This window comes from Achromobacter sp. D10 (genome assembly GCF_035282245.1).
Lineage (GTDB): Bacteria > Pseudomonadota > Gammaproteobacteria > Burkholderiales > Burkholderiaceae_B > Achromobacter > Achromobacter insolitus.
On record NZ_JAYJLE010000017.1, the window covers coordinates 1 to 24,266 of the forward strand.

At 64.6% G+C, this 24,266-nt stretch carries 21 protein-coding genes; 7 read left to right on the forward strand and 14 right to left on the reverse strand.

From position 1 onward, the window contains the following. Window positions 1-260: 260 nt before the first annotated feature. Together VCS63_RS28145 and VCS63_RS28150 are read right to left on the reverse strand one after the other, a co-directional pair. A complete protein-coding gene (locus tag VCS63_RS28145) occupies window positions 261-1,670 on the reverse strand; it encodes a sigma-54 dependent transcriptional regulator (protein WP_323881683.1) in 1,410 nt (469 codons plus the stop codon). Further along, a complete protein-coding gene (locus VCS63_RS28150; protein WP_323881685.1) occupies window positions 1,654-3,522 on the reverse strand; it encodes a sensor histidine kinase in 1,869 nt (622 codons plus the stop codon). Before VCS63_RS28150 ends, VCS63_RS28145 begins: the two co-directional genes overlap by 17 nt. A gap of 400 nt (window positions 3,523-3,922) precedes the next feature. On the opposite strand from VCS63_RS28150, the gene VCS63_RS28155 reads away from it, so the two are divergent. Further along, on the forward strand, window positions 3,923-5,290 hold the full coding sequence (locus tag VCS63_RS28155; protein WP_063639694.1) for a dicarboxylate/amino acid:cation symporter: 1,368 nt from the start codon (window positions 3,923-3,925) through the stop codon (window positions 5,288-5,290). A 90-nt stretch (window positions 5,291-5,380) separates the two neighbouring features. Here VCS63_RS28155 and VCS63_RS28160 read toward each other — a convergent pair whose 3' ends face one another. The 7 genes from VCS63_RS28160 to VCS63_RS28190 form a co-directional block, all read right to left on the reverse strand. Beyond that, entirely contained in the window at window positions 5,381-5,995 is a 615-nt protein-coding gene (locus tag VCS63_RS28160; protein ID WP_323881687.1) for a nucleoside triphosphate pyrophosphatase, read from the reverse strand. Between the two features lie 34 nt (window positions 5,996-6,029). Continuing rightward, the gene (gene rlmH, locus VCS63_RS28165) at window positions 6,030-6,500 is read right to left on the reverse strand and encodes a 23S rRNA (pseudouridine(1915)-N(3))-methyltransferase RlmH (RefSeq protein WP_042792797.1); all 471 of its coding nucleotides are present in this window, start codon (window positions 6,498-6,500) and stop codon (window positions 6,030-6,032) included. A gap of 7 nt (window positions 6,501-6,507) precedes the next feature. Beyond that, entirely contained in the window at window positions 6,508-6,909 is a 402-nt protein-coding gene (gene rsfS, locus VCS63_RS28170) for a ribosome silencing factor (RefSeq protein ID WP_042792798.1), read from the reverse strand. Window positions 6,910-6,983: 74 nt separating this feature from the next. Further along, window positions 6,984-7,571 carry a nicotinate (nicotinamide) nucleotide adenylyltransferase gene (gene nadD, locus VCS63_RS28175; RefSeq protein ID WP_042792799.1) on the reverse strand — a complete coding sequence of 196 codons (588 nt, stop codon included), beginning with the start codon at window positions 7,569-7,571 and terminating at the stop codon, window positions 6,984-6,986. Next, window positions 7,568-8,479 (reverse strand): oxygen-dependent coproporphyrinogen oxidase, encoded by a 912-nt coding sequence (gene hemF, locus VCS63_RS28180; protein WP_063962464.1) that lies wholly within the window; start codon window positions 8,477-8,479, stop codon window positions 7,568-7,570. Before hemF ends, nadD begins: the two co-directional genes overlap by 4 nt. Before the next feature lie 12 nt (window positions 8,480-8,491). Continuing rightward, window positions 8,492-9,799, reverse strand: coding sequence for a phosphoribosylamine--glycine ligase (gene purD / locus VCS63_RS28185; protein ID WP_063639690.1), 1,308 nt, complete (start codon window positions 9,797-9,799; stop codon window positions 8,492-8,494). 142 nt (window positions 9,800-9,941) lie between these two features. After that, window positions 9,942-10,673, reverse strand: coding sequence for a YebC/PmpR family DNA-binding transcriptional regulator (locus VCS63_RS28190; protein ID WP_042792801.1), 732 nt, complete (start codon window positions 10,671-10,673; stop codon window positions 9,942-9,944). A 160-nt stretch (window positions 10,674-10,833) separates the two neighbouring features. On the opposite strand from VCS63_RS28190, the gene VCS63_RS28195 reads away from it, so the two are divergent. The 3 genes from VCS63_RS28195 to VCS63_RS28205 all read left to right on the forward strand — a co-directional run bounded on the left by VCS63_RS28195 (window position 10,834) and on the right by VCS63_RS28205 (window position 14,548). Next, a complete protein-coding gene (locus VCS63_RS28195; RefSeq protein WP_323881691.1) occupies window positions 10,834-12,363 on the forward strand; it encodes a DUF853 domain-containing protein in 1,530 nt (509 codons plus the stop codon). A 126-nt stretch (window positions 12,364-12,489) separates the two neighbouring features. After that, window positions 12,490-13,557 (forward strand): tartrate dehydrogenase, encoded by a 1,068-nt coding sequence (locus VCS63_RS28200; RefSeq protein ID WP_042796889.1) that lies wholly within the window; start codon window positions 12,490-12,492, stop codon window positions 13,555-13,557. A 31-nt stretch (window positions 13,558-13,588) separates the two neighbouring features. Next, on the forward strand, window positions 13,589-14,548 hold the full coding sequence (locus VCS63_RS28205; RefSeq protein ID WP_063639688.1) for a hypothetical protein: 960 nt from the start codon (window positions 13,589-13,591) through the stop codon (window positions 14,546-14,548). Between the two features lie 54 nt (window positions 14,549-14,602). On the opposite strand, the gene VCS63_RS28210 is transcribed toward VCS63_RS28205, so the two are convergent. The 5 genes from VCS63_RS28210 to VCS63_RS28230 form a co-directional block, all read right to left on the reverse strand. Then, window positions 14,603-16,201 (reverse strand): DHA2 family efflux MFS transporter permease subunit, encoded by a 1,599-nt coding sequence (locus VCS63_RS28210; protein ID WP_063639687.1) that lies wholly within the window; start codon window positions 16,199-16,201, stop codon window positions 14,603-14,605. Further along, on the reverse strand, window positions 16,198-17,391 hold the full coding sequence (locus tag VCS63_RS28215) for an efflux RND transporter periplasmic adaptor subunit (RefSeq protein WP_042792802.1): 1,194 nt from the start codon (window positions 17,389-17,391) through the stop codon (window positions 16,198-16,200). The genes VCS63_RS28210 and VCS63_RS28215 overlap by 4 nt, the downstream gene beginning before the upstream one ends. A 22-nt stretch (window positions 17,392-17,413) precedes the next feature. Next, the gene (locus VCS63_RS28220; RefSeq protein WP_323881692.1) at window positions 17,414-18,835 is read right to left on the reverse strand and encodes an efflux transporter outer membrane subunit; all 1,422 of its coding nucleotides are present in this window, start codon (window positions 18,833-18,835) and stop codon (window positions 17,414-17,416) included. Window positions 18,836-18,933: 98 nt separating this feature from the next. Continuing rightward, window positions 18,934-19,440, reverse strand: coding sequence for a MarR family winged helix-turn-helix transcriptional regulator (locus VCS63_RS28225; protein ID WP_063639685.1), 507 nt, complete (start codon window positions 19,438-19,440; stop codon window positions 18,934-18,936). Between the two features lie 31 nt (window positions 19,441-19,471). Continuing rightward, window positions 19,472-20,368 (reverse strand): DMT family transporter, encoded by an 897-nt coding sequence (locus VCS63_RS28230; RefSeq protein ID WP_323881694.1) that lies wholly within the window; start codon window positions 20,366-20,368, stop codon window positions 19,472-19,474. A gap of 73 nt (window positions 20,369-20,441) precedes the next feature. Between VCS63_RS28230 and VCS63_RS28235 the strand changes: the two genes are divergently transcribed. From VCS63_RS28235 to styD, 3 genes are all read left to right on the forward strand, one after another. Beyond that, entirely contained in the window at window positions 20,442-21,419 is a 978-nt protein-coding gene (locus VCS63_RS28235) for a DMT family transporter (RefSeq protein ID WP_063639684.1), read from the forward strand. Window positions 21,420-21,489: 70 nt separating this feature from the next. Continuing rightward, a complete protein-coding gene (locus VCS63_RS28240) occupies window positions 21,490-22,479 on the forward strand; it encodes a quinone oxidoreductase family protein (protein WP_042792806.1) in 990 nt (329 codons plus the stop codon). A gap of 254 nt (window positions 22,480-22,733) precedes the next feature. Next, entirely contained in the window at window positions 22,734-24,245 is a 1,512-nt protein-coding gene (gene styD, locus VCS63_RS28245; protein WP_323881696.1) for a phenylacetaldehyde dehydrogenase StyD, read from the forward strand. The last annotated feature ends 21 nt before the right edge of the window (window positions 24,246-24,266 follow it).

The following is a 24,266-nucleotide window of genomic DNA, read 5'->3' on the forward strand; positions in this document are numbered from 1 at the left end:
TTGCGCCGATGATAGTGGACGGACGTCTGTGAAAGTAGGTCATCGTCAAGCTTTTATTCCGCAGAACCCCACAGGTAACCCCTGTGGGGTTTTGTCTTTGTGGCGCCGTCTTTGTGTTGCCATCTGCGTGTTGCCCCCTTTGTGTTGCGCCCTTTGTGTTGCGCGCCTTGCGCCGCGTTCTTTGTGACGCCGCGGTAAAGAAAAATCCCTCGCCGGAAGAGCCTGCGAGGGATTTTTGTTTGGGGCTTCTGCTGGAAAAGCTATTGCTGCGTGTATTGCTGCCGGTCTATGCCGTGGCGCTGCAGCTTGTCGTAAAAAGTCTTGCGTGGGATGCCAAGGGATTCCAGCGTGGCCTTGATGTCGCCCTGGTGTTCCTGGAGCGCGTCGCGGATGAGCTGCGCTTCGAAGCGTTCCATCCGCTCCGGCAGGCTCTCTGAGATGTCCGGCATGGCGGGAGTGGGCGGAGCTGGCAAGTTCAGCACGCCCAGCACGACGCGCTCGGCAAAGTGCGCAAGCTCGCGCACATTGCCGGGCCAATCGTGGGTCATGACATGCTGCTTGATGGACGCGGGCATTTCCGGAATCTCGCGTTGGAAACGGCGCGATGCATGCCCGAGATAGTGGGCAAAGAGCAGCGGAATGTCTTCCCGCCGTTCGCGCAAGGGCGGGATCCGGATGGTTACGACATTCAAGCGGTAGAACAGGTCCTCGCGGAATTTGTCGCGTATGGCCGGACTGCCCAGGTCTTCCTTGGTCGCGGCCACCACGCGCAAGTCCAGATTGCGCACTTCGTTGCTGCCCAGGGGGGTGATCTGACGCGACTCCAGTACGCGCAATAGCTTGACCTGGACGGCCAGGGGCATGCTTTCGATTTCGTCCAGGAACAAGGTGCCGCCGCTGGCATGCTCGATGCGGCCGATGCGTTTTTTCTGGGCGCCGGTGAACGCGCCAGGTTCGTGGCCGAAGAGTTCGCTCTCGATAACGCTTTCGGGCAGGGCGCCGCAATTGATCGCTACCAGCGCGCGATGCCGACGACGGCTAAGACGATGCAGAGCGGTAGCCACGACTTCCTTGCCGGTGCCTGTTTCGCCTTCGACCAGAACGTCTACGTCGGCGTCGGCGATGTGGCGCAGCGTTTGTTTGATCCGCTGCATGGCGGGGGTGGTGCCGATGAAGGGCACCTCGTCGGCTTCGACCGCAAAGGCGGCTTCACGCAGGCGGCGATTTTCCAGGATCAGATGGCGCTTTTCCGCGGCGTGCCTGATCGCCGTGATGAGCCTGTCCGCGGCATAGGGCTTGGCCAGGAAATCGTAGGCGCCGTCTTGCATGCACTGCACGGCGGTTGCGATGTCGCCATGCCCAGTGATGAGGATCACAGGAATGTCGGGATCGATATCGCGCATGCGTCGGAACAGCTGCAGGCCGTCCATGTCCGGCATGCGGATGTCGCTTACGACTACGCCGTCGAACTCACGCGTCAGCAACGGCAACGCGGCGCGCGCGCTGGCGTGCGTATCCACTTTGATGCCGTGCAGCTTGAGTGTTTGCGCGTTGGCGCGCAGCAGCTCCTCGTCGTCGTCGATGAACACCGCTCGCGGTGAAAACGGCTGCTGCAGGCTGCCGTCCAGGGAGGCTGGCGGGGGAGATGGGAGTTCAGTTGCTGGGGGCATGATGGAGGCTCGTAGCGTTGCCTTGGCCGGGTGCCTTGCGCAACGTCAGAATAAACATCGCACCGCTGCCTGGGCCATGCGGAGCGGGGAAAGTGGGGTCGGCCGGGCCTGCGGCGATCAGGTCGCCGCCGAATTCAGCGACGATGTCTCGGCAGATGACCAAGCCAAGTCCCAGGCCTTCCGGCTTAGTGGTGTGAAAAGGGGTAAACAGGTGGGCGCGAGTTTCCGGGGATAAGCCGGGGCCGTTGTCGCTGACGTAGACCTGCACCGTGGCTCCCAGGTCTTGCAAGGCGACGACGATGCGGCCGTCTGCCAGGCCTTCCAGGGCTTCCATGGCGTTCTGCAGCAGATTCACCAGCACCTGTTCCAGCCGCACGCGGTTGGCCTGCACCTGGTAGTTCTGGGCCTCGGGTGGCCGCTGCAATACGACGCCTTGCCTCCGCGCGCGCGGCGCGACCAGCAGCAGGGCGCCTTCCAGGCAGTCCTTCAAGCTGACCGGCCCCACCGAGGCCCCGGCCTTGCGCGAGAAAGCACGCAATTCACCGGTGATGTGGCCGATACGTTCGGTCAATGCAGCGATGGTGCCCAGGTTCTCTTGTGCGGCCCGATCATCCTGCCGCCGCAAGAACTCGGCGGCGTTGTCGGCGTAAGCGCGTATCGCGGCGACGGGTTGATTGATCTCGTGTGCCACGCCGGCGGCCACTTGGCCGAGCAAGGCAAGCTTGCTGGCCTGGACCAGTTCTTCCTGCATGGTGTGCAGGCGGGCCGCCGTGCGCTGGCGTTCGTCCATTTCATCGACCAGCTGTTCGTTCACCCTCAACAACTGCGACGTGCGTTCGTCGACTAGTGAGGCCAACTGTTCCTGGACGGCCGCCTGCTGTTCAGCGCGTTCGCGGTTGCGCTGCCGGCGAAAGAGGATGAAACCGACGATGGCGGCCAGCGCGCTCTGCGCCAGCAAAGCGCCGAGCTGCGCGTTGGCGGTCGCTTGGTTGATGGCCGCCTGCACCGGCGACAACAGGTGCAAAGTCCAGCCGGGCGATTCCACGATAGGCAGGGTCGTGTGCAGTAGCGGAGCGCCGGCGGGGATCTGCGGCAGGGTGGACTCCGTGCGGACGAGCTGGCCGTTGCTGACCGGGTGCAGCGGCGGTTTGAGCGGCAAGGGTTGGAACAGGGCATCGCCGAACTGCAGGCTGGTGCGCAACGTGCGCGCCAGGGGCGGGGCCAGCGGCGCCAGCACGTCGAAGCGCCAGTCGGAGATGCTGCCCAGCAACACCACACCATGTTCGTCGGTGACGAAAATGGGGGCATTGGACTGGCGCCAATCGGCTTCCAGGTCGCGGAAGTCCACTTTCAGTACGACCACGCCCAGCATGGCGCCATTGGCGCCGTCCACCCGCCTGGAAAGATACAGCCCGGCTTCATGGCTGATCGTGCCCAGGGCGAAATGCTCTGCCGAACCCCTGGAGACCGCGCCCTGGAAGTAGGGCCGAAATTGATAATCCACGCCAACGAAGGTGGCCGGTTCGCGCCAGTTGCTGGCAGCAATGGCGAGACCCTTCTTGTCCAGGACGTAGATAGCGGACGCGCCCACGCCGCGGCTGAGCGTATCGAGTTTTTCGTCCAGGGATTCGATCTGCGCGGGCGAGCTTTGCTGCAAGGCGGCACGCACATCGACGTCCCGGGTGAGGACGAATGGCAACGCCCGGAACTTGTCGAGATTGTTGCGCAGGAGGGCGGCATTGATCTGCGCGGCGCCCCGCGCCTGCGCCGATGCATTTTGCAGCGCGCCGTCGCGAGCCCAGAGCGTGGCGATATGCAGCACGCCAAAGACGATGCCTGTGCCCAAGAGCATGGCGGCGGCCCGCCAGGGCCACGACCATGCGGAAGCTGGGCGCGTGCGGGCAGGCCGAGTTTCGGAGTTCGGATTGGGCGCCGAGGCGGCGGAGGAAGGGCGGGTAGGCATGGGTTGTGCGGTTTTTCGCACATTCTACCTTGCTTGTGTGTGGAATTTCGCCTGAAAAGAGCGGTTGAATTTCCGTGGCGATGCGGATAACCGTTTTCAATCAATGACTTGCGCAAGTCAGACCACGCCAGGACGGTTGGCACGAGTCTTGCAATACCCAGCCCAAGTCTCGCGATTTCGCAGAGATGAAATCGGCTTGTGGTGACACCCGCAGGCCAGAAAACAGATAACGCCCCGTCGCCCGTGCCCAACCGCCCGGAGCAAGGGGCTTTGGTGGGGACAAATCCCAATGATCGACGTGGATCAAGTCGCGCCCGCGCGCAAGCTCAAGTTCTATCAAATCCTCTATGTGCAGGTGATTTTCGCCATCTTGGTGGGGGTGCTGCTGGGTGCATTCAAGCCGGAGCTCGGCCAGCAGATGCAACCGCTGGGGGACGCCTTTATCAAGCTGGTGAAGATGATCATCGCCCCGGTGATTTTCCTGACCGTGGCTACTGGCATCGCCGCGATGAGCGACCTGAAAAAGGTCGGTCGCGTGGCGGGCAAGGCCATGCTGTATTTCCTGGTGTTCTCAACGCTCGCGCTCATTGTGGGAATGATCGTCAGCCATATCGTCCAGCCGGGCGCCGGCATGCACATCGACCCCAAGACGCTGGATGAGAAGGCGGTGTCGGGTTATGTGGCCAAAGCGCATGATTCAACCATCACCGGCTTCCTGATGAACGTGATCCCGACCACGATCTTCAGCCCATTCGTGGGCGGCGATATTCTCCAGGTCCTGTTTGTGGCCGTGTTGTTTGGAATCTCGCTGGCCATGGTGGGGGAGCGCGGCAAGCCGATACTGAACTTCATGACTGCCCTGGCCCAGCCGGTTTTCAAGCTGGTCGCCATCTTGATGAAGGCCGCGCCCATCGGAGCCTTTGGTGCGATGGCCTTTACCATTGGCAAGTACGGCATCAAATCCGTCATCAATCTGGCGATGCTGGTTGGCACCTTCTACGCGACGTCGGTGCTGTTCGTGGTCTTGGTGCTGGGTCTGGTGGCCCGCTACAACGGTTTCTCGATCCTCAAGCTGGTGCGCTACATCCGCGAAGAACTGCTGCTGGTGCTTGGTACCAGTTCTTCCGAGGCCGCGCTGCCCACGCTGATGCAGAAGATGGAGCGCGCCGGATGTTCGAAATCGGTAGTGGGCCTGGTGGTGCCTACCGGTTATTCGTTCAACCTGGATGGCACCAATATCTACATGACGATGGCGGCGCTGTTTATTGCCCAGGCTTGCGACATTCCTCTGTCGCTGGGCGATCAGATCCTGCTGCTGCTGGTTGCGATGCTGAGTTCCAAAGGCGCGGCGGGTGTCACTGGCGCGGGCTTCATCACCTTGGCTGCCACGCTGTCAGTCGTGCCTTCCGTGCCGGTCGCTGGCATGGCGCTGATTCTTGGCGTGGACCGCTTCATGTCCGAATGCCGCGCGCTGACCAATCTGGTCGGCAATGCGACCGCAGCCGTGGTCGTCGCGCGTTGGGAAGGGGAGTTGGATCAGGAGCAGTTGCATGCAGCCCTTGAGGGCGACGTCCAGCCCGTGCCGGCTTCCGTCCCGGTCCAGGAGACGCCCTCCGCGGGCGTGGTGACGCTGGGCCGGCCGGTGCAGCACGGTTGAAGGGCGCTTGAAGAAAGACTGGATTGCGATGAAAAATCCCCCCGACTGCAAGGTCTCGGGGGATTTTTTTCGGGACGAGTGCCGCGTCTATCAGGGAATCTGGATGCCTGCCGCGCGCAACAGGTTTGCCGTTTCGAACAAGGGCAGACCCATGACACCGGTATAGCTGCCGGCGATATGGGAAATGAACGTGCCGGCCAGGCCCTGGATGCCGTAGGCGCCCGCTTTGCCAAAGGGCTCGCCGCTGTCGCAATAACGGCTGATTTCCGCGTCCGTCAGCTCCCGCATGTGGACTTCGGTGACGGAGACGGCTTCCTGCAATTGGTCTCCCGAGCAGACGGCGACGGCGGTGTGTACTTCGTGAGCCGAGCCCGACAGGGCACGCAGGATGCGGATCGCGTCGTCGCGGTCGACGGGTTTGCCGAGTACCTTGCCCGCCAGGATGACCGTCGTGTCGGCGCCCAGGAGCGGCAACTGAGACAGATGCTGGCTGCGCATCCAATCGCGGCCCCGCAGCGCCTTGTCTCTTGCGGTGCGCCGGACGTAGTCGGCGCCGCTTTCACCGGGATGCTGAGGTTCGTCCTCGCCCGGAGGAGCGGGCACGAGCAGGACTTCGTGTGCCACGCCGATCTGTGTCAGCAGTTCGCGCCGCCGGGGGCTGGCGGATGCAAGGTAGAGGCGCGTGGGGGTTACGGAGTTGGTCATGCGTCAGCGAGGTAGGCGCCCGCCCGGCCAGGGGTCAGGCGCGGTGATAGGGATGGTTGGTCATGATGGCCCAGGCTCGGTAGAGCTGCTCGGCCAGCACCACGCGCACCATGGGGTGGGGCAGCGTCAGCGAGGACAGGCGCAACTGTCCGGCGCAAGAGGCCTTCAGGCCGGCGTCCAGCCCGTCCGGACCGCCGACGAGAAACGCGACGTCCTGGCCGCCGGCGCGCCATTGCTCCAGCCTTTGCGACAACGCCATGGTGGTGAGGTCTCGTCCGCGTTCATCCAGCGCCAGGCGCAAGGCGCCGGCGGGCAGTGCGGCTTCGATCCGTTTGGCTTCCGCCGCCATCATCTGAGCGGGCGTTTTGCCGGTGGTGCGCGGCTCAGGCTTGATTTCGCGGAGTTCCAGCGCGCAGTCGGCTGGCAGGCGTTTGGCGTAGTCGTCCCAGGCGGTTTGCACCCAGTCCGGCATCCGTGTCCCCACGGCCACGACTATCAGCTTCACGGCGGACTCAGTATTCGCCGTCGTGAGCGCCGTCGGTGGCAACCGGCACTGCGCGGGTGGACTCGGGCAGGAGCTTTACGCGTACCGGCTTGCCGCCCCAGATTTCTTCCAGGTTGTAGTACTGACGGATTGCAGGCTGCATGATGTGCACGACCACGTCGCCGAGGTCGACGACGACCCATTCGCCCGTGTCTTCACCTTCGATGGTGATTCCGGAGAGATCGAGCGCGCGGCCGCGGTCCGCCACGCTGGAAGCGAGGGCGCGAGTTTGGCGGTTGGAGGTGGCGCTTGCAATCACGACGCGATCGAACAGGCTGGTCAGATGCGTGGTGTTGAAGACCTTGATGTCTTGCGCCTTGACGTCTTCGAGGGCGTCGATGACGGCGCGTTGGAGTTTTTGTATATCCATAGCAGCAAATATAACCCGCGCGCGGAAAGCGAATGCTGGTCCGGTGGCGTTTTCAGTGCCCGGCGGGTGTGGGTTTATCGGTAAAGATGGTGCGCCGCAATATAGGCGGCGACTGGTGCGGCAAGCATGCCGTCGGTGGATTCACCTTGCGCAAGGCGTCGGCGGATCTCCGAGGCCGATACCGGCATGGGGGTAAAAGGCAGTTCCAGGAGCTTGCGCCCCTGGCTGAGCAGATGTGCGGCCAGCGCAGGCGGAGCGCTGAGTTCGGTGCCCGGGCGGGTGGCGACGGCCAGATCCACCAGGCTCGCGATGTCCTGCCAGTTGCGCCAGGTGCAGAAATTTGCGAGTTGGTCGGTGCCCAGCAGCCAGACATAGCGAGCGTCCTGAGGCAGGGCGCGAAGCGTGTCGATGGTGTAGGTTGCGCCGCCACGTTCGATTTCGATGGGATTGACCACCAGGCCCGCATGGCCGGCAATGGCCAGCTGCAGCATGTCACGGCGTTGTTCGGCCGTGGCATGCAGCGCCGCGCGTTGCCAGGGATTGGCTGCGGGGATGAGTTGCACCTCGGCCAGGCCAAGGGACTGCAAGGCATTCTGCGCCAATGCGATATGCGCGAGGTGGACGGGGTCGAAACTGCCGCCCAGGAGGCCGATGCGTTTCAAACCCAATCCCGCGGTTTCAGGTAGGCAGCCAATTCCGCTTCGGGTGTGCCCGCCTCGGGTTGCCAGTCGTAGCGCCACTGCGCCAGGGGCGGCATGGACAGCAGGATCGATTCGGTGCGGCCGCCGGACTGCAGGCCGAACAGCGTGCCGCGGTCGAAGACCAGATTGAATTCCACGTAACGGCCCCGGCGGTAGGCCTGGAAGTCGCGTTCGCGTTCGCCGTAGTTATGGTCGCGGCGGCGTTCCAAGATCGGCATGTAGGCCGGGAGGAAGGCGTCTCCCACGGAGCGGGTCAGGGCGAACGAGGCGTCGAACCCGGGTGCATTCAGGTCGTCGTAGAAGATGCCGCCGACGCCGCGCGTTTCATTGCGGTGCTTCAGGAAGAAATACTCGTCGCACCAGCGTTTGTAGCGCGGGTAATAATCGGCGCCGTGAGCAGCCAGCGCGTCCCGGCAGGTGACGTGGAAATGGCGGGCGTCTTCCTCGAACGGATAGTAAGGCGTCAGGTCGATGCCACCGCCGAACCAGAAGACGTCAGCCTCGTCGTGCCCGGGGCGGGCGGCCGCCAGGAACATGCGCACGTTCATGTGCGTGGTGGGCACATAGGGATTGCGTGGGTGCAGCACCATGGACACGCCCATGGCTTCCCATGAACGGCCTGCCAGTTCGGGGCGGTGCGCGCTGGCCGAGGGGGGCAGCCTGGTGCCCTGGACGTGGCTGAACAGCACGCCGGCCCGTTCGAACAACGAGCCGCCTTCCAGCAGGCGCGATAGTCCGCCGCCGCCTTCGGGCCGCACCCATTCGTCGCTGCGGAAAGCCGCGCCTTCAGCGGCTTCCAGGGCGCCGACGATACGGGCCTGCAAGCCAGTGAGGTAGTCTCGGACGGAAGAGACGGGCAAGGCGTTCATCTACGGATCCAGCTAGACGTTGGGCTTGGACTTCTGCTGGGACGGCTTGAGCGCGCGCCAGCCGATGTCGCTGCGGTACTGACGGCCGTCGAAATGGATGCCGTCGATCGCTTCGTAGACGCGGTCGCGGGCCATCTTGACGGAGTCGCCGAGTGCCGTGACGCACAGCACGCGGCCGCCGGTGGTCTTGATTTCCTCGCCATCCAGCTTGGTGGCGGCGTGGAACACCATGCAGTCCTCGGCGTCGGCGGGCAGGCCGCGGATGACGTCGCCGGTGCGCGGCGTGTTGGGGTAGTTGTGCGCGGCCAGCACGGCGCCCAGCGCGGTGCGGCGGTCCCAGATGATGTCGGCCTGGTCGAGCGTGCCGTCCACGGCATGCTCCAGGGCGTCCAGCAGATCGCTCTTGACGCGCATCATGATGGGCTGGGTTTCCGGGTCGCCCATGCGGCAATTGAACTCCAGGGTCTTGATTTCGCGATCGGGGTCGTCACCCGGCGCGATCATGAGGCCTGCGTACAGGAAACCCGTATACGGGATGCCGTCACGCGTCATGCCCTGCACGGTCGGCAGGATGATTTCGCGCATGATGCGGTGGTGCAGTTCCGGAGTGACGATGGGGGCGGGCGAATAGGCGCCCATGCCGCCCGTGTTGGGACCCTGGTCGCCGTCCTGCAAGCGTTTGTGGTCCTGGCTGGTGGCCAGGGCGAGGACGTTGCGGCCATCGCACATGACGATGAAGCTGGCTTCTTCGCCCACCAGGCATTCTTCGATGACGACGCGCGCGCCTGCTGCGCCCATGGAACCGTCACCTAGCATGGCGTCCACGGCGGCATGTGCTTCCTCCAGCGTGGCGGCGACCACAACGCCCTTGCCGGCAGCCAGACCGTCGGCCTTGATCACGATGGGCGCGCCTTCCTGGTCGATGTAGGCGTGCGCCTTGGCCGGGTCGGTAAAGGTTTCGTAGCGGGCGGTCGGGATGTTGTGCCGGACCATGAAGGCCTTGGCGTAGTCTTTCGAGCTTTCCAGTTGGGCGGCGGCCTTGGTCGGCCCGAAGATCTTCAGGCCACGGGCGCGGAATACATCCACGACGCCGGCGGCCAGCGGGGCCTCGGGGCCGACGACGGTCAGGGCGACTCCTTCGCGTTGCACGAAATCGGCCAATTCCTCGGCATTGGTGAACGGAATGTTCTCGATCTGTTCGGCCCGTTGCGTGCCGCCGTTGCCGGGGGCAACGTACACCTTGTGGACGCGCGGGGAGCGGGCCAGACGCCAGGCGAGGGCATGTTCACGGCCGCCAGAGCCAATTACCAGGAGTTTCATGTTGCGTGGTTCTTAAGGTTGCCAGTCGAGCGCCGCAAGGCGCCAGCCCGTGGGAGTAGGCCAAGGAAGCCGGGCGGGCCCGGATCCGGTGACAGCGTGGCGCCGAGAAGGCGGGGCCTTCGCGTCGCCGGGGGTAAAGGGATTACTGCGCTTCGTCGAAAACGACGGTGGTATAGACTTCCTGCACGTCGTCCAGGCCTTCCAGGGCGTCGAGCAGTTTTTGCATCTTGATCGCGTCTTCGCCAGCGAGTTCGGTCTCGTTCAGGGCCTTCATGACGATGCCGTCCACCTCGGCCTTCAGGCCGGCGGCGTCGAAGGCGCTGCGCACGGCGGCGTAGTCGGCCGGCGCGCAGACCACTTCGATCACGCCTTCCTCGTCGGTTGTAACGTCTTCGGCGCCGGCCTCAAGGGCCGTTTCCATGACCTTGTCTTCCGACGTGCCGGGCGCAAACACGAATTGGCCGCAGTGTTTGAACATGAAGGCGACAGAGCCTTCCTGGCCCAGGTTGCCGCCGTTCTTGGCGAAGGCATGGCGCACTTCGGCGACCGTTCGGGTGCGATTGTCGGTCATGCAGTCGACGATCACGGCTGCGCCGCCGATGCCATAGCCTTCGTAGCGGACTTCTTCGTAGGCTTCGCCGTCCGCGCCGCCCGCGCCGCGCTGGATGGCGCGCTGGATGTTGTCCTTGGGCATGTTGGCGTCGGTGGCCTTGTCCCAGGCCATGCGCAGGCGCGGGTTGCTGTCCGGGTCAGGGCCGCCGGCACGCGCCGCCACGGTGATTTCACGAATGATCTTGGTCCAGAGCTTTCCGCGCTTGGCGTCTTGGCGCCCTTTACGGTGCTGAATATTGGCCCATTTGCTGTGTCCGGCCATGGCTTCCCAGGGTAAATAGTGTGCAAAGATGGCATTTTACCGTGCCGGCGCCCGGCGCGCCCGGGGGCAGACCGCATGTGTCCTTATTGCCACGCGCACAAGCGGTGCGGCAGGCTCTACACTTGGGCATCCATCTGATTCCTGGTTCGGAGAGCTGCACATGCCCAACCCCATTGTCATCGCCAAAAATGCACAGACCGAGTTGGCGCTGCTGCCCGCCCTGGCCAATCGCCACGGCTGCATCACCGGGGCCACGGGCACCGGCAAGACCGTCACCCTGCAAGTCCTGGCCGAGTCCTTCTCCCGCATCGGCACGCCTGTGTTCATGGCCGACGTCAAGGGTGACCTGACCGGCATTTCCCAGGCCGGCGCGGCCACTCCCAAGCTGCTGGAGCGCCTGAAGAACCTGGGCCTCAGCGAGCCCGCATGGGCGGCCAGCCCCGTGACGCTGTGGGACGTGTTCGGCGAGCAGGGCCTGCCGGTCCGCGCCACCGTTTCGGACATGGGGCCGCTGCTGCTGTCCCGCATCCTGGAATTGAACGACACGCAGGAAGGGGTGCTGACGCTGGTCTTCAAGGTGGCGGACGACGAAGGCCAGTTGCTGCTGGACCTGAAAGATTTGCGGGCAATGTTGCAGAACGTGGCGGATCGCGCCGCGGAACTCAAGACCCGCTATGGGAATGTTTCATCCGCCAGCGTGGGTGCGATCCAGCGCGGGTTGCTGGCCCTGGAATCGCAGGGGGCCGAGAAGTTCTTCGGCGAGCCCATGCTGGACGTGGGCGACCTGATGCGCACCGATGCGCAGGGGCGTGGCATCGTCAACGTCCTGGCCGCCGACAAGCTGATGCAAGCCCCCCGCCTGTACGCCATTTTCCTGCTGTGGCTGCTGGCCGACCTGTACGAGAAATTGCCTGAAGTGGGCGACATGGAGCAGCCCAAGCTGGTGTTTTTCTTCGATGAAGCTCATTTGCTGTTCAACGACGCGCCGCCGGCGCTGCTGAACAAGATCGAGCAGGTCGTGCGCCTGGTCCGGTCCAAAGGCGTGGGCGTCTATTTCGTGACTCAGAATCCGCTGGATATTCCCGACACCGTGCTCGGGCAATTGGGTAACCGCGTCCAGCATGCCCTGCGGGCGTTTACGCCGCGCGACCAGAAAGCCGTGAAATCGGCAGCCCAGACGATGCGTCCCAATCCCGGGCTGGACATCGAGGCGGCCATTACCGAGCTGGGCGTGGGCGAGGCGCTGGTATCACTGCTGGATCCGAAGGGACGGCCAATGCCCACCGAGCGCGCCTTTATCGTGCCGCCGGCAAGCCGGATCGGCCCGGCGACGGACGCCGAGCGGCAGAGCTTGCGCCAGGGAAGTCCGCTGGCATCGAAATATGAAAAGGCCATTGACCGGGAATCCGCCTATGAAGTCCTGGCTGGGCGCGCGGCCAAGCCGGCGGAGCCGGCAGGCAACGCGAAGAACGGCTCCGCGCAGCCTGATGAAGGCAGGGGCACGCAGGAGGAATCTGGGGGCGGCCTCATGGACAGCCTGAATGAAGTCCTGTTCGGGTCCACCGGCCCGCGTGGCGGCAAACGCGACGGTGTCGTGCAGACCATGGCCAAGAGCACGGCTCGCTCGATAGCACGTGAGCTGACCCGAGGCATCCTGGGCTCGTTGCTGGGCTCGAAAGGCCGCCGTTGAACCCCTGGGCGCGCTTCGCCAGGGATGGTATCGAGTAACATTCTCGTGCAATGATAAGGGGCTGCGCGTGGCCGTTGATTTCCGGGGTCGCGCGTGATGCACCCAAGGAAAACAAAGGAAGACGTGGTGGCAAAGAAACACAAGATTGCGGTGATTCCTGGAGACGGCATCGGCAAGGAAGTCGTGCCCGAGGGTTTGAAGGTGCTGGACGCGGTCGCAACGCGATTCGGCATCGATTTTCAGTGGGACCATTTCGACTGGAGCTGCGACTATTACGCCAAGCACGGCAAGATGATGCCGGACGACTGGCAAGCGCAGATCGGCCAGCACGAAGCGATTTTCTTCGGCTCCATCGGCTGGCCCGCCACGGTGCCTGACCATGAAGCGCTGTGGGGATCGCTTTTCAAGTTCCGCCGCGAGTTCGACCAGTACATCAACCTGCGTCCGGTCCGCCTGATGCCCGGCGTGCCTTCGCCGCTCAAGGACCGCCAGCCCGGCGAGATCGATTTCTTCATCGTTCGCGAGAACACGGAAGGCGAATACTCCAACAGCGGCGGCCGCCTGTTCGCGGGCACCGAGCGCGAAGTGGTCATCCAGGAAAGTGTGTTTACGCGCATCGGCGCCGATCGCGTCCTGAAGTTCGCCTTTGAACTGGCGCAGAAGCGCGGCAAGCATTTGACCGCAGCCACCAAATCCAACGGCATTTCCATTTCGATGCCGTGGTGGGACGAGCGCGTGGCCGAGATGGCAGGAAACTACCCCGATGTGCGTTGGGACAAGTACCACATCGACATCCTGTGCGCGCACTTCGTGCAGCATCCCGACTGGTTCGACGTGGTGGTGGCCTCCAACCTGTTTGGCGACATCCTGTCGGACCTGGGGCCGGCTTGCACGGGCACCATCGGCATCGCGCCTTCGGCCAACCTGAATCCGGAACGCAAGTTCCCGTCGCTGTTCGAACCGGTGCATGGTTCGGCGCCGGACATCTACGGCAAGGGCATCGCCAACCCGATCGGACAGATCTGGAGCGGTGCGTTGATGCTGGATTTCCTGGGTTATCCGGACGCTTCGGCCGCGGTCGTCAAGGCTATCGAGACCGTCCTGGCGGAGGGCCCGCGCACGCGCGACATGAAGGGTACGGCCTCCACCGCCGAGGTCGGCAGCGCGATCGCCACGCTGATCGCCGCCGGCTGAGGACCAGCCGGCAAGGCCCTCAGGCTAGTCAATGGACGAATCTGTCTTTTCCTCATCCGCCGCCCATGTGGGCGGCGGGCGCGCCGACCGTTTCGTACGCAAGCTGTTCCGCGTGCTGCGGTCGCGCAAGCAGAGGCATAACCAGCACTTGTGGCCTTTCGTCAGGATCTGGCGGGATAGGGGGGGCGCCATCTGCGGCTTTCGCGCATTTGGCAGGTCGCAGCCCGTTACCCCGCTGGCTCGCGGCTACGATCCCGCCGACCAGGAAGTGCACCTGATCCTGAGTGGTCCGTCCGTCACGCGGATCCCCTATGACCGGCTGGACATCCGTGCGGCGATGGGCGTGAACGGCGCCATCATGCTGGCGCGCAAGTTCGACCTGCCGTTCAAGTATTACTGCATCATCGACCAGAACTTCGCCCGGGAACGTATCGACCTGGTGCGCGAGATCGTGTCGCGCGACCTGACACTGTATGTCCTCCCCGAAGTCTTACGCTACATCATGCAGGGGCTGCCGCAGGAGTCGATCCGCTGCCGCATCTGCATCATTGAACTGATCTCCGAACCCGCGTACCAACGCATCTCCGCACCGGCCGTGCTGCAGCGAATGGCGGCGGCCTCTCCCGATGTGCAATTGCTGGATGCGAAGCGCGGGATGGGATTCAGCTTCAATGCCGGGCTGGGCGTGTTCGACGCGGACACGGTGGCCTATGCCGCTTTGCAGGTACTGGTGTCCAGCGGCGCCCGCAAAATCTATGCGCACGGACTGGACCTGACGTTGCAGAACGGGGTGCGCTTCTACGATGAAGGGCAGATTCCGCAACCCAGCAGGCTGGCGCGCAAATTTTCGCAGCTGATCGAGCCGTCGTTCCGCTTCGCGGCCGCGCAATGGCGTGCGCGCGGCATCTCGGTGTTCAACCTGTCTCCCATCAGTGCCCTGTCGGCCGACATCATCGAGCGCGCCGATTGGCAGGTCCTGCTGAAAGAATAAGACTTTGCGTGGCCGGCCCGGGACAGTAACGTCCGGGGCCGGCCACGCCGCGCGTCAGTGGGCGCCGGCCGCCGCTTCGGCCGCGCCGCCGCCGCCCGCCTTGGCGGACCGGGGGCGCGCGAACCAGACCAGGCCGGTCAGGGCCAGGAAGATGATGGCCGACGCATAGAACACGTCCACCGCCGACATGGTGAAGGCTTGCGTATTGATCAGGCCGTCTACCATCGTCAGGGCTTGCTGATGCGTCATGCCCAGCCCGTTCTGCAGCGCGTCCATGGTCCGGTCGAACGCCTGCTGGCCGGGCTTGGCCACTTCGGTCAGTTGCGAGTGGTGCATGGTTGCGCGGTTTTCCCACAGCGTTGTGGCGATGGACGTGCCGAACGCGCCGGCCGTGAGGCGCAGGAAATTCGACAGACCCGAGGCGGCAGGAATGCGCCATGGCTCGATGCCGGACAGCGTGATCGAGGTGAGCGGCACGAAGAACGTCGCCATGGCCGCGCCCTGGATGATGGTCGGCACCATGAGCGTGCGGACATCGGTCTGGGTGTTGAACCCCGAACGCATGAAACACACCAGCGCGAAGATCAGGAACGCCACGGTCGCTATCTGGCGCGGGTCGCGCGTGGCAAGCATCTTGCCGACGATGGGTGTCAGCAGGATCGCCAGGAGGCCCACCGGGGCGGTCACCAACCCGGCGTAGGTCGCCGTATAGCCCATATTGCTCTGCAGCCACAACGGCAGGAGCACCACGTTGCCGAAGAAGACGCCGTAGGCCACCGCCAGCGTCAGCGCGCCGACCGTGAAATTGCGGATCTTGAAGAGGCGCAGATCCACAACGGGATGGGCATCGGTCAGTTCCCAGATCAGGAAAAAGACGAAGGCGACGAAGGCGGTAGCAGCCAGCACGATGATGGTGGGGCTGGCGAACCAGTCCAGCTCCTTGCCTTTGTCCAGCATGATTTGCAGCGCGCCTACCCACACGACCAGCAGCGCCAGGCCGATCTTGTCGATCGGCAGCTTGCGCGTGACGGATTCCCGCTCGCCATAGATGCGCCAGCTGATCCAGGCGGCCAGCAGGCCCACCGGCACGTTGATGTAGAAGATCCAGGGCCAGGTGTAGTTGTCGGAAATCCACCCGCCCAGCAAGGGCCCCGCGACCGGGGCGACCAGCGTGGTCATGGACCATACCGCCAGCGCCATGCCCGCCTTGGACTTGGGGAAGCTCGCCAGCATCAGTGCTTGCGACAGGGGGATCATGGGGCCGGCGACCGCGCCTTGCAGCACGCGGAAGGCGATCAAGGCCTCCAGCGACGGCGCAAAGCCGCACAGCCATGACGCCAGCACGAACAGCAGCGTGGACGCCAGGAACAGCCGCACCTGGCCGAAGCGTTGCGTGAGCCAACCCGTGAGCGGCACGGTGATTGCGTTGGCGACGGCGAAGGAGGTGATGACCCAGGTGCCCTGGCTGGTGCTGACACCCAGGTCACCCGAGATGGTGGGGATGGACACGTTCGCGATCGACGTGTCCAGCACGTTCATGAACACCGCCGTGGACAGGGCGATCGACCCGATGATGCGGGTCGCGCCCTCTAGCGGCGGATAGGTGCCCGGCGGAGATGCCGCCGGGGCAGCGGGCTGCTGGGCGGCGCTCATGATGCGAGGTTGGCCTCGATGATCTTGCTGATCATGGTGTCGACTTCATCGTGGGCGGGTTCGAATGCTCGCGTCGACCACGCCGGCTCTTTGCGTTCGGCCTGCGTCAGCGGCTCGCCTTCCTGCTTGCCCACGTCTACTTCCACGTCCATCGACAGGCCTACCCGCAGGGGATGTTTCTTCAGGTCCTCGGGATCGAGCGCGATGCGCACCGGAACGCGCTGCACGACCTTGATCCAGTTGCCGGTGGCGTTTTGGGCGGGCAGCAGGGCAAAGGCGCTGCCGGTGCCGGCATCCAGCCCGGCAATGGTGCCGTGGTAGGTGACCGAGCTGCCGTACAGGTCGGCAACCATCTTGGCCGGCTGGCCGATGCGCATTTTGCGCAGCTGGCCTTCCTTGAAGTTGGCCTCGACCCATACCTGGTCCAGCGGCACGACCGTCATCAGGGCCGAGCCGGGCGAAACACGCTGGCCGACTTGCACGCTGCGCCGGGCTACCACGCCGCCCACTGGGGCGGGCAGCACGGTGCGCGATTGCGCCAGCCAGGCGTTGCGCAGGCCGGCCGCGGCCTCGCGCACGTCGGGATGGTCGGCGACGGTCGTGCCTTGGGTCAACGCCTGATTGGTGGCCAGTTTGGCGCGCGAGGCGGCCAGCGCGGCGCGAGCCTGCGCCAGGCCTGACTGGGCGGATTTCAGCGCGGCTTCGGCATGCAGGATTTCTTCACCGCTGACGCCGCCGGACTTGGCCAGTTGCTGGCGGCGATTTACGTCACTTTGCGCGCGGGTCAGTTCGGCCTGGGCGCGCAGGATGTCTGCGTTGCGCAGATCGACGTCGGCGGCCAGGGCATCGTTCTGGACATAGATGGTGCGGACCTGGCGCACCGTTTGCGCGAGCTTGGCCTGGGCTTGCTGCAGGGCCACGTCGGTGTCGGCCGGATCCAGGCGCACCAGCGGCTGGCCGGCGGCGACGGTCTCCGTGTCATCGGCCTCGATCGCCACGACCGTGCCGGGCACCTGCGGCGTGATCTGCACCAGGTTGCCATGTACGTAGGCGTCATCGGTGCTTTCGAAGTGAGCGCCGAATAGCGCCCACCAGATGCCATATGCGATCGCGATGAGGATGAAGGCCCCGGTCGCCAGCAGCAGCAGGCGTTTGCGGGCGGGGTTGGCGGCGGGAGTGGCTGCGGTCATGACGTCTGAATCCGGGGAGCGTTCAATGGGTGGGGTTCGTGGCGGGGGCGGACTCGGCCGGGGGGGCGTAGCCGCCGCCCAACGCATTGGCGAGGCTGGCGTCCAGCTGATAGGCGCGGATGCGCAGATCGGTATCCAGCCGCGCCTGGGTCAGTACGCCGGTTTGCGCGATGAGCACCGAGATGTAGTTGCCCATGCCGGCCTTGTAGCGCTTGACCGCGAGGTCGTAGGCGGCATCGATGGCTTCGCGGGCCTGGCGCTGCTGGGCCTTTTCCTGGTCCAGCAGGCGCAATCCGTCGAGAGCGTCGGCGACCTGATGCACGGCGTCCAGCACGGTCTGGTTGTAGTCCGATACCGCGAGGTCGGCGTCGGCGCGGCGGCCGGCCAGATTCGCATTCAGTTCGCCGCCATGGAAGATGGGCAGCGTGACCGCCGGCCCGAAGCCGGCCATGCGGGCATCCGCGCCCAGCAGGTTGCCGGTGCCCATGGCCTGGAAACCGACGAATGCCGCCAGGTTCACATTGGGATAAAACTCGGCCTTGGCGCTGTAGATGGCATGGCGCGCGGCTTCCGCCCGCCATTTTGCGGCGGTGACATCGGGCCGGTGTCCAAGCAGGTCCAGCGGCACGCTGGCCGGCACGCCACCGGCGGGCGCCGTCAACGCTACCGGTTGCAAGGACTGTCCGCGTTGCGGGCCGGCGCCAGCCAGGGCGGCGACCTGATTGCGCAATTGCGCCAGGGTGGTGTCGGTCTGCGTCAGTTCCACCTTGCCGGCGGCCAGCGAGGATTCCGCCTGTTTGACTTCCACCTGGGTGTCCAGCCCGGCCTTGTAACGGCCCTGGGTCAGTGACAACACTTCGGCGCGCTGGTCCAGCACGCGGTTGAGCACGTCGCGCTGGGCAAAAGCGTTTTGCAGGTTCAGGTAGGCGCGGACGGTGGCTCCGGCCAGCAGATTGCGTGCCGCTTGCGCGTCGGCTGCCGCGGCCGCCTGCTGTGACACGGCCGCCTGCAGACGCGAGCGGTTCTTGCCCCAGAAATCCAGTTCATAACTGAAGTCCAGGGCCAGCCGGTTGTCGCTGACGACCGAGCCCCCCATGGGGGCGGGATAGATGTAGTCCTTGGACAAATGCTCGCGGGTCAATGTGTAGTTCGCGTCCACGCGCGGCAGCAGCGGGGCGCGCGCGATGCCAACGGCGGCGTTGGCCTTTGCCAGGCGGGCCTGCGCGGCACTCATGGATGGATTGTTGGCCAGGGCCTCATCCAGCAAGGCATTGAGCTGCGGGTCGCCGTAGCGTTGCCACCACTGCGCGGAGGGCCAGGCCGTGTCCTGGCCGCTAATGCCCAGCCTTGCCTCGTCCAGTGCGGCGACGGGCTCGGAGCCGGACTCCATCAATGCGCAACCGCTCAGGGCCAGCACCAATACGGTAGTGAGAAGGCGTTTCATCCTGACTGTTTGCTGAAAGTAATTGATTAATCTGTATTTGCCTAGGCAATTATTATGCCAAATAAAACCCCAGGCATCTGGGGTAAGCGTGCTGGACGTCAGCGATCGGGCGGCGCAGACGCAGCCGAGCCGTTGGCGATCATCCGGCGCAGGAAGTGCATGAGCTGGGCGACTTCGTCGGAGGAGAAGCCGCGCAAATGGCAGTTGAGCGATCGAGCAATGTTGGCGGGAATCTGGCGTGCCTTGGCCTCACCGAGTTCGGTCAGTTCGATCTTGACCACGCGGCGGTCGTCCTGGCTGCGATTGCGGCGAAGCAGGCCTTTGGCTTCCAGGCGATCCAGCGCGCGCGTCATGGCGCCCGTGTCCATGCCGTTGAGGCGGGCCAGTTCCGCGGGAGTATCGGCGCGGCCCAGGAAGATCAAGGCAATGGGACGCCATTGCATGGCCGTGAGATCCAGGGGGGCCATTTCCTGATCCAGCATGCGGTTCAGGGAGTTGTAGACCTGCTTGATCAGGAAACCGGCGTTGTCCTCCATCATGCAGCGGGCGTCACCGCGGTAATGGACTGTGGTTTCAGGCGTAGAGGGGGGAGGCGCAGCATTCATGCGCCAAATTTTACTGCCTAGTCAGTTATTGTCAAGGCTGTATCTTCGCGGGAGCCTCGGACGCCGCGGCATTGGGGGTTTGCTTGCGCAGTCCCGACCAGACGATGGCGGCGACGATCAGGGCGGCGCCCGCCATCATGCGGGGTGTGGGTTGCTGGCTGAAGAGGATCCAGGCAAAGGCAATGGCGTACACCGGTTCCAGCGCGATGACCAAGCCGGCGCTGCGGGCGTTCAACCGCGTCAGGCTGGACACGAACAGGTAGTGGGACAAGCCCGTGCAGAAGATGCCCAGCAGCGCCAGCCAGAACCAGTCCAGCGCCGGCAGGACGGGCAATTGGGAGACGGCGAAGGGCAGCATCACGAGCGCCACCACCAGGTTTTGCCAGCAGGCGACTTGCATCGGGTCCATGCCCGAGGCCGAGCGGCGGTTGCTCAAGGCCAGGAGGGCGAAGCTCAAGCCCGATAACAGCCCCCACGCCAGGCCGATGGTGCCTTGGTCGGCCAGATTGAACGCGGGCGTCACCAGCACGAGACCCGCGGTCACCAAGCCCAGCAGCAGCCATTCGGTCGCGCGGATGCGCTCGCGAAAGAGCAGGCCCTCGAACAAGGTGATGAAGGCGGGAAAGCTGGCGAAACCCAGCGTGGCAATGGCGATGCCGCCGACTTTCACGGCGATGAAGAAGGTAACCCAGTGTCCTGCCAGCAAGGCGCCCGACACCACCAGGACGAACAATTGCGCGGGCGTGAGGGCGCCCAGCAGCGGCTTGCGGCGCATGCGGGCGAAGAGTCCGAGCGCGAGCACCGCAAAGATGGCCCGGCCTAGTGTGATGACGGCGGCGCTGGCCTGGATCAGCTCGCCGAATACGCCGGTCAGGCCGAACAGCACGGCGGCAATATGAATATAAGTAAGGGCGCGGTGTCGGGTCATGCGTAAGACGAAATTTGGCCGGAAAGCGTAGGCAGGGCGTGCGGTGTTTTTGCACTGAACATAAAATCATCGCATGAATCGCCTTGCCAAGTTTTCGCCGCCCTTCCGTCCTTCCAGCCGCGCGGCCGGCTTCTTCCTGGCGACCCTGGGGGCGGTCCTGTTCTCGGCCAAGGCGATTGTGGTGAAGTTCACGTACCGCTACGGCATTGACGCGGTCACCCTGATCGCGTTTCGCATGCTTTTTGCCATGCCGTTTTTTGCTGCCGTGGCCTGGTATCAGTCGCGCCGCGCGGCGCGCGGCGAGATTCCCGTCATGACGTCCAAAGAGCGCCTGCAGGTCTGCGTGCTGGGCCTGTTGGGCTACTACCTGTCCAGCTTCCTGGACTTTCTGGGACTGCGCTACATCACCGCCAGCCTGGAGCGTCTGATCCTGTTCCTGTCGCCCTCGCTGGTGGTGCTGCTGTCGGCGTTCTGGTTCAAGCGGCCGGTCGAACGCCGCCAATGGATGGCCATGGTGTTGTCCTACGCGGGCGTGGTGCTGGTGTTCGCCCACGACCTGTCCTTTGGCGGCGGCGAGGTGCTGTTAGGGTCTTTGTTCGTTTTCGGGTCGGCCGCAAGCTATTCTGTGTACCTGATCTGTTCCGGGGAGCTGGTCAAGCGGCTCGGCGCGACGCGTCTGGTCGCATATGCCATGTTGGTGTCTTGCGTGGCCTGCATCATCCAGTTCTTTGCCGTGCATCCGCCAGGCATGCTGATCCAGCCTGCCGGCGTCTACGGGTATTCGGTGATCCACGCCACGCTGAATACGGTAGTGCCGGTGTTCATGCTGATGTGGGCGGTGGCGCTGATCGGCGCGCCCACGGCGTCCTTGCTGGGCATGATCGGACCGGTATCGGTGCTGTTTCTGGCGTCGTGGTTCCTGCAAGAACCCATCACGGTGTGGCAGATGGCGGGGACTGCGTTGGTGCTGGCTGGCGTGTTCGTGCTGATGGGGGGCGGGGCCGGCAGGCTGTCGTCCGCCAGGCAGCGCGAGGCCCGGCCATCGCGTTGAATCTGGTTTTCTCGTTCAGGGGCCGCAAAAAGGCTCCCGTTAGCATTTTTTCCAATGAAAGGAGGCCAGCATGGCCAGCAATCTCGTCAAGGCAATTCGTATCGAGCAGCACGGTGGTCCTGAAGTCCTGAAGCTGGTCGAGGTGGAAGTTCCTCCGCCCGCCGCCAATGAAGTCACGATCGAGCAGCACGCCGCCGGCTTGAACTTCATCGATATCTATTACCGCACGGGCTTGTATCCCCACGCGCTCCCGCACGGCCTGGGCTTCGAGGCTGCCGGCGTCGTGACCGCAGTGGGCGCGGACGTCACGCATCTGAAGAAGGGCGACCGCGTCGCCTACGGCCAGAGCCCGATCGGCGCCTACGCGAAGGCGCGCAACGTGCCGGCCGCGCAGGTCGTCAAGGTGCCCAAGGGCATCGGTTTCGACGAGGCTGCCGCCCTGATGCTCAAGGGCCTGACGGTGCAATACCTGTTCCGCCAGACCTACCGTCTGCAAGGCGGCGAAACCATCCTCTTTCACGCGGCCGCCGGCGGCGTGGGCCTGATTGCGTGCCAATGGGCCAAGGCCCTGGGCGTGAAGCTGATCGGCACCGTTTCCAGCCCCGAGAAGGCCGAGCTGGCGCGCGCCAACGGCGCCTGGGAAACCATCGACTACTCGCGCGAAAACGTGGCCGAGCGCGTGCTCGAGCTGACCGGCGGCAAGAAAGTGCCGGTGGTGTACGACGGCGTGGGCAAGGACACCTGGGAGACCTCGCTGGATTGCATCGAGCCGCGCGGCCTGATGGTGAGCTTCGGCAACGCGTCCGGCCCGGTGTCGGGCGTCAACCTGGCGACACTGAACCAGAAGGGCTGCCTGTACGTGACGCGCCCGTCGCTGGGCTTGCACGTGAACACGCTGGCCAAGCTGCAGGCCGCTTCCGAGGAGCTGTTCGATTTGGTCCTGAAGAAGAAGATCAAGGTCCGTATCGACCAGCGCTATCCGTTGGAGCAAGCCGGCGAAGCGCAGACCGCATTGGCCGCGCGCAAGACCACCGGCGCCACGGTGCTGATGCTGGACTGATCCGGGCGAGCACAACGCGCGCGGCGGCTCTTGGGGCAGCCGCGCCAGGCCCGGCATTGCGCAGTGCGCGGTGCCGGGCTTTTTTTGGGCCTGGAAGCGTCTTGGGGAAGGCCTCGCAGGACACAGTGCGCCTAGGGTCGGGACGGTTGCCGCACGGCTTCGTGCGCAGAATGACAAATCGCCATGCACGGGCCGACAAGCCTTCCGCCTATGCCGTTGCTATTCTGGCTTCAACCATTTCGTTGGAGCTTCGAATGTCTTCAGCAAGCGCTAGCAGTGCCGGCCACGCCGGGTCGGACCGCCCTGAACTGGGCGCCATCCGGGAGTCCATGTTCATTGATGGCAAGCCTGTGCGCGAGGGGCTGGGCGCGCCCATTGCCGTCCATGACCCCGCTACCGGCGAGGTCATCGCCCACCAGCCCGACGCAGGCCCGCAGCAGGTGGACCAGGCCGTGCAGGCCGCGCGGCGTGCATTCGATGCCGGCCCGTGGCGCGACATGTTGCCTGCGGGACGTGAACGCCTTCTGCTGAAGCTGGCCGATCTGGTCGAGCAGCACGGCACGGAATTGGCCCGCCTGGAAACCCTGAACAACGGCAAGCTGCTGGGGGTGGCGCAAGGACTGGAAGTCGGGTCAGGTGCGCAGTGGCTGCGGTATATGGCGGGCTGGGCCACCAAGATCACCGGCGACACGCTGTCGTTGTCCATACCGTTTCCGCCCGGCGTCCGTTACAGCGCCTATACGCTGCCGCAGGCCGTGGGCGTGGTGGCTGCAATCATTCCGTGGAATTTCCCGCTGCTGATGGCGATCTGGAAGATCGCGCCCGCCCTGGCCGCGGGCTGCACCGTGGTGCTCAAGCCCGCCGAGGAAACGCCGTTGACCGCGCTGCGCCTGGCCGAGCTTGTGTTGGAGGCGGGTTTTCCGCCGGGAGTCGTCAACGTAGTGACGGGCCGGGGCGAGAGCGCTGGCGCTGCGCTGGTCGAACATCCCGGCGTCGACAAGATTGCGTTCACGGGCTCGACCGAAGTAGGCAAGCTGATCGGGCGCGCCGCGATGGACGACATGAAGCGGGTGTCGCTGGAACTGGGAGGCAAGTCTCCCGTGATCGTGCTGGACGATTGCGACCTCGACCGCGCCGTGCAGGGAGCCGCGGCCGCCATTTTCTTCAACCAGGGACAGGTGTGCACGGCGGGGTCTCGCCTGTATGTGCAAAAGCGCCTGTATCCCAAGGTTGTTGAGGGTTTGGCCGACCTGGCCGCCGGCATGAGGCTGGGGTCGGGGTTCGATCCGGCCACGCAGGTCGGCCCGTTGGTGTCGGCCCGCCATCAGAAGCGCGTCATGGACTACATCGGCATCGGACGGGGCGAGGGCGGGCGCATCCTGGCGGGGGGCGAGCGCGGCGGCGACGCTGGCTATTTCGTGCAGCCCACGGTGTTCGCCGATGTTCCCCAAGACGCCCGCATTGCCCGAGAGGAGATCTTCGGCCCCGTCTTGGTGGCGCAGCCTTTCGACACTCTGGACGATGCCGTGCGGCTGGCCAACGATAGCGCCTATGGCTTGGGCGCCAGCCTCTGGAGCAATGATCTCGCCCGCGTGCAAAGCCTGATCCCGCGCATCGCGGCGGGCACGCTTTGGGTGAACACCCACAACATGCTGGATCCCAACATGCCTTTCGGTGGGTTCAAGCAATCCGGCATCGGCCGCGAACATGGTCGCGCCGTGCTGGAGATGTACCTGGAACGGAAGTCCGTTTGCATCGCTTACTAGATCGATGATCGGGCGGCCCAA

Excerpts from the sequence above, each read along its gene's own strand:
- VCS63_RS28145 (WP_323881683.1), bottom strand. The coding sequence starts at position 1,670 with ATGCCCCCAGCAACTGAACTCCCATCTCCCCCGCCAGCCTCCCTGGAC.
- VCS63_RS28150 (WP_323881685.1), bottom strand. The coding sequence starts at position 3,522 with ATGCTCTTGGGCACAGGCATCGTCTTTGGCGTGCTGCATATCGCCACG.
- VCS63_RS28155 (WP_063639694.1), top strand. The coding sequence starts at position 3,923 with ATGATCGACGTGGATCAAGTCGCGCCCGCGCGCAAGCTCAAGTTCTAT.
- VCS63_RS28160 (WP_323881687.1), bottom strand. The coding sequence starts at position 5,995 with ATGACCAACTCCGTAACCCCCACGCGCCTCTACCTTGCATCCGCCAGC.
- rsfS (WP_042792798.1), bottom strand. The coding sequence starts at position 6,909 with ATGGATATACAAAAACTCCAACGCGCCGTCATCGACGCCCTCGAAGAC.
- hemF (WP_063962464.1), bottom strand. The coding sequence starts at position 8,479 with ATGAACGCCTTGCCCGTCTCTTCCGTCCGAGACTACCTCACTGGCTTG.
- purD (WP_063639690.1), bottom strand. The coding sequence starts at position 9,799 with ATGAAACTCCTGGTAATTGGCTCTGGCGGCCGTGAACATGCCCTCGCC.
- VCS63_RS28190 (WP_042792801.1), bottom strand. The coding sequence starts at position 10,673 with ATGGCCGGACACAGCAAATGGGCCAATATTCAGCACCGTAAAGGGCGC.
- VCS63_RS28195 (WP_323881691.1), top strand. The coding sequence starts at position 10,834 with ATGCCCAACCCCATTGTCATCGCCAAAAATGCACAGACCGAGTTGGCG.
- VCS63_RS28205 (WP_063639688.1), top strand. The coding sequence starts at position 13,589 with ATGGACGAATCTGTCTTTTCCTCATCCGCCGCCCATGTGGGCGGCGGG.
- VCS63_RS28210 (WP_063639687.1), bottom strand. The coding sequence starts at position 16,201 with ATGAGCGCCGCCCAGCAGCCCGCTGCCCCGGCGGCATCTCCGCCGGGC.
- VCS63_RS28215 (WP_042792802.1), bottom strand. The coding sequence starts at position 17,391 with ATGACCGCAGCCACTCCCGCCGCCAACCCCGCCCGCAAACGCCTGCTG.
- VCS63_RS28220 (WP_323881692.1), bottom strand. The coding sequence starts at position 18,835 with ATGAAACGCCTTCTCACTACCGTATTGGTGCTGGCCCTGAGCGGTTGC.
- VCS63_RS28225 (WP_063639685.1), bottom strand. The coding sequence starts at position 19,440 with ATGAATGCTGCGCCTCCCCCCTCTACGCCTGAAACCACAGTCCATTAC.
- VCS63_RS28230 (WP_323881694.1), bottom strand. The coding sequence starts at position 20,368 with ATGACCCGACACCGCGCCCTTACTTATATTCATATTGCCGCCGTGCTG.
- VCS63_RS28235 (WP_063639684.1), top strand. The coding sequence starts at position 20,442 with ATGAATCGCCTTGCCAAGTTTTCGCCGCCCTTCCGTCCTTCCAGCCGC.
- VCS63_RS28240 (WP_042792806.1), top strand. The coding sequence starts at position 21,490 with ATGGCCAGCAATCTCGTCAAGGCAATTCGTATCGAGCAGCACGGTGGT.
- styD (WP_323881696.1), top strand. The coding sequence starts at position 22,734 with ATGTCTTCAGCAAGCGCTAGCAGTGCCGGCCACGCCGGGTCGGACCGC.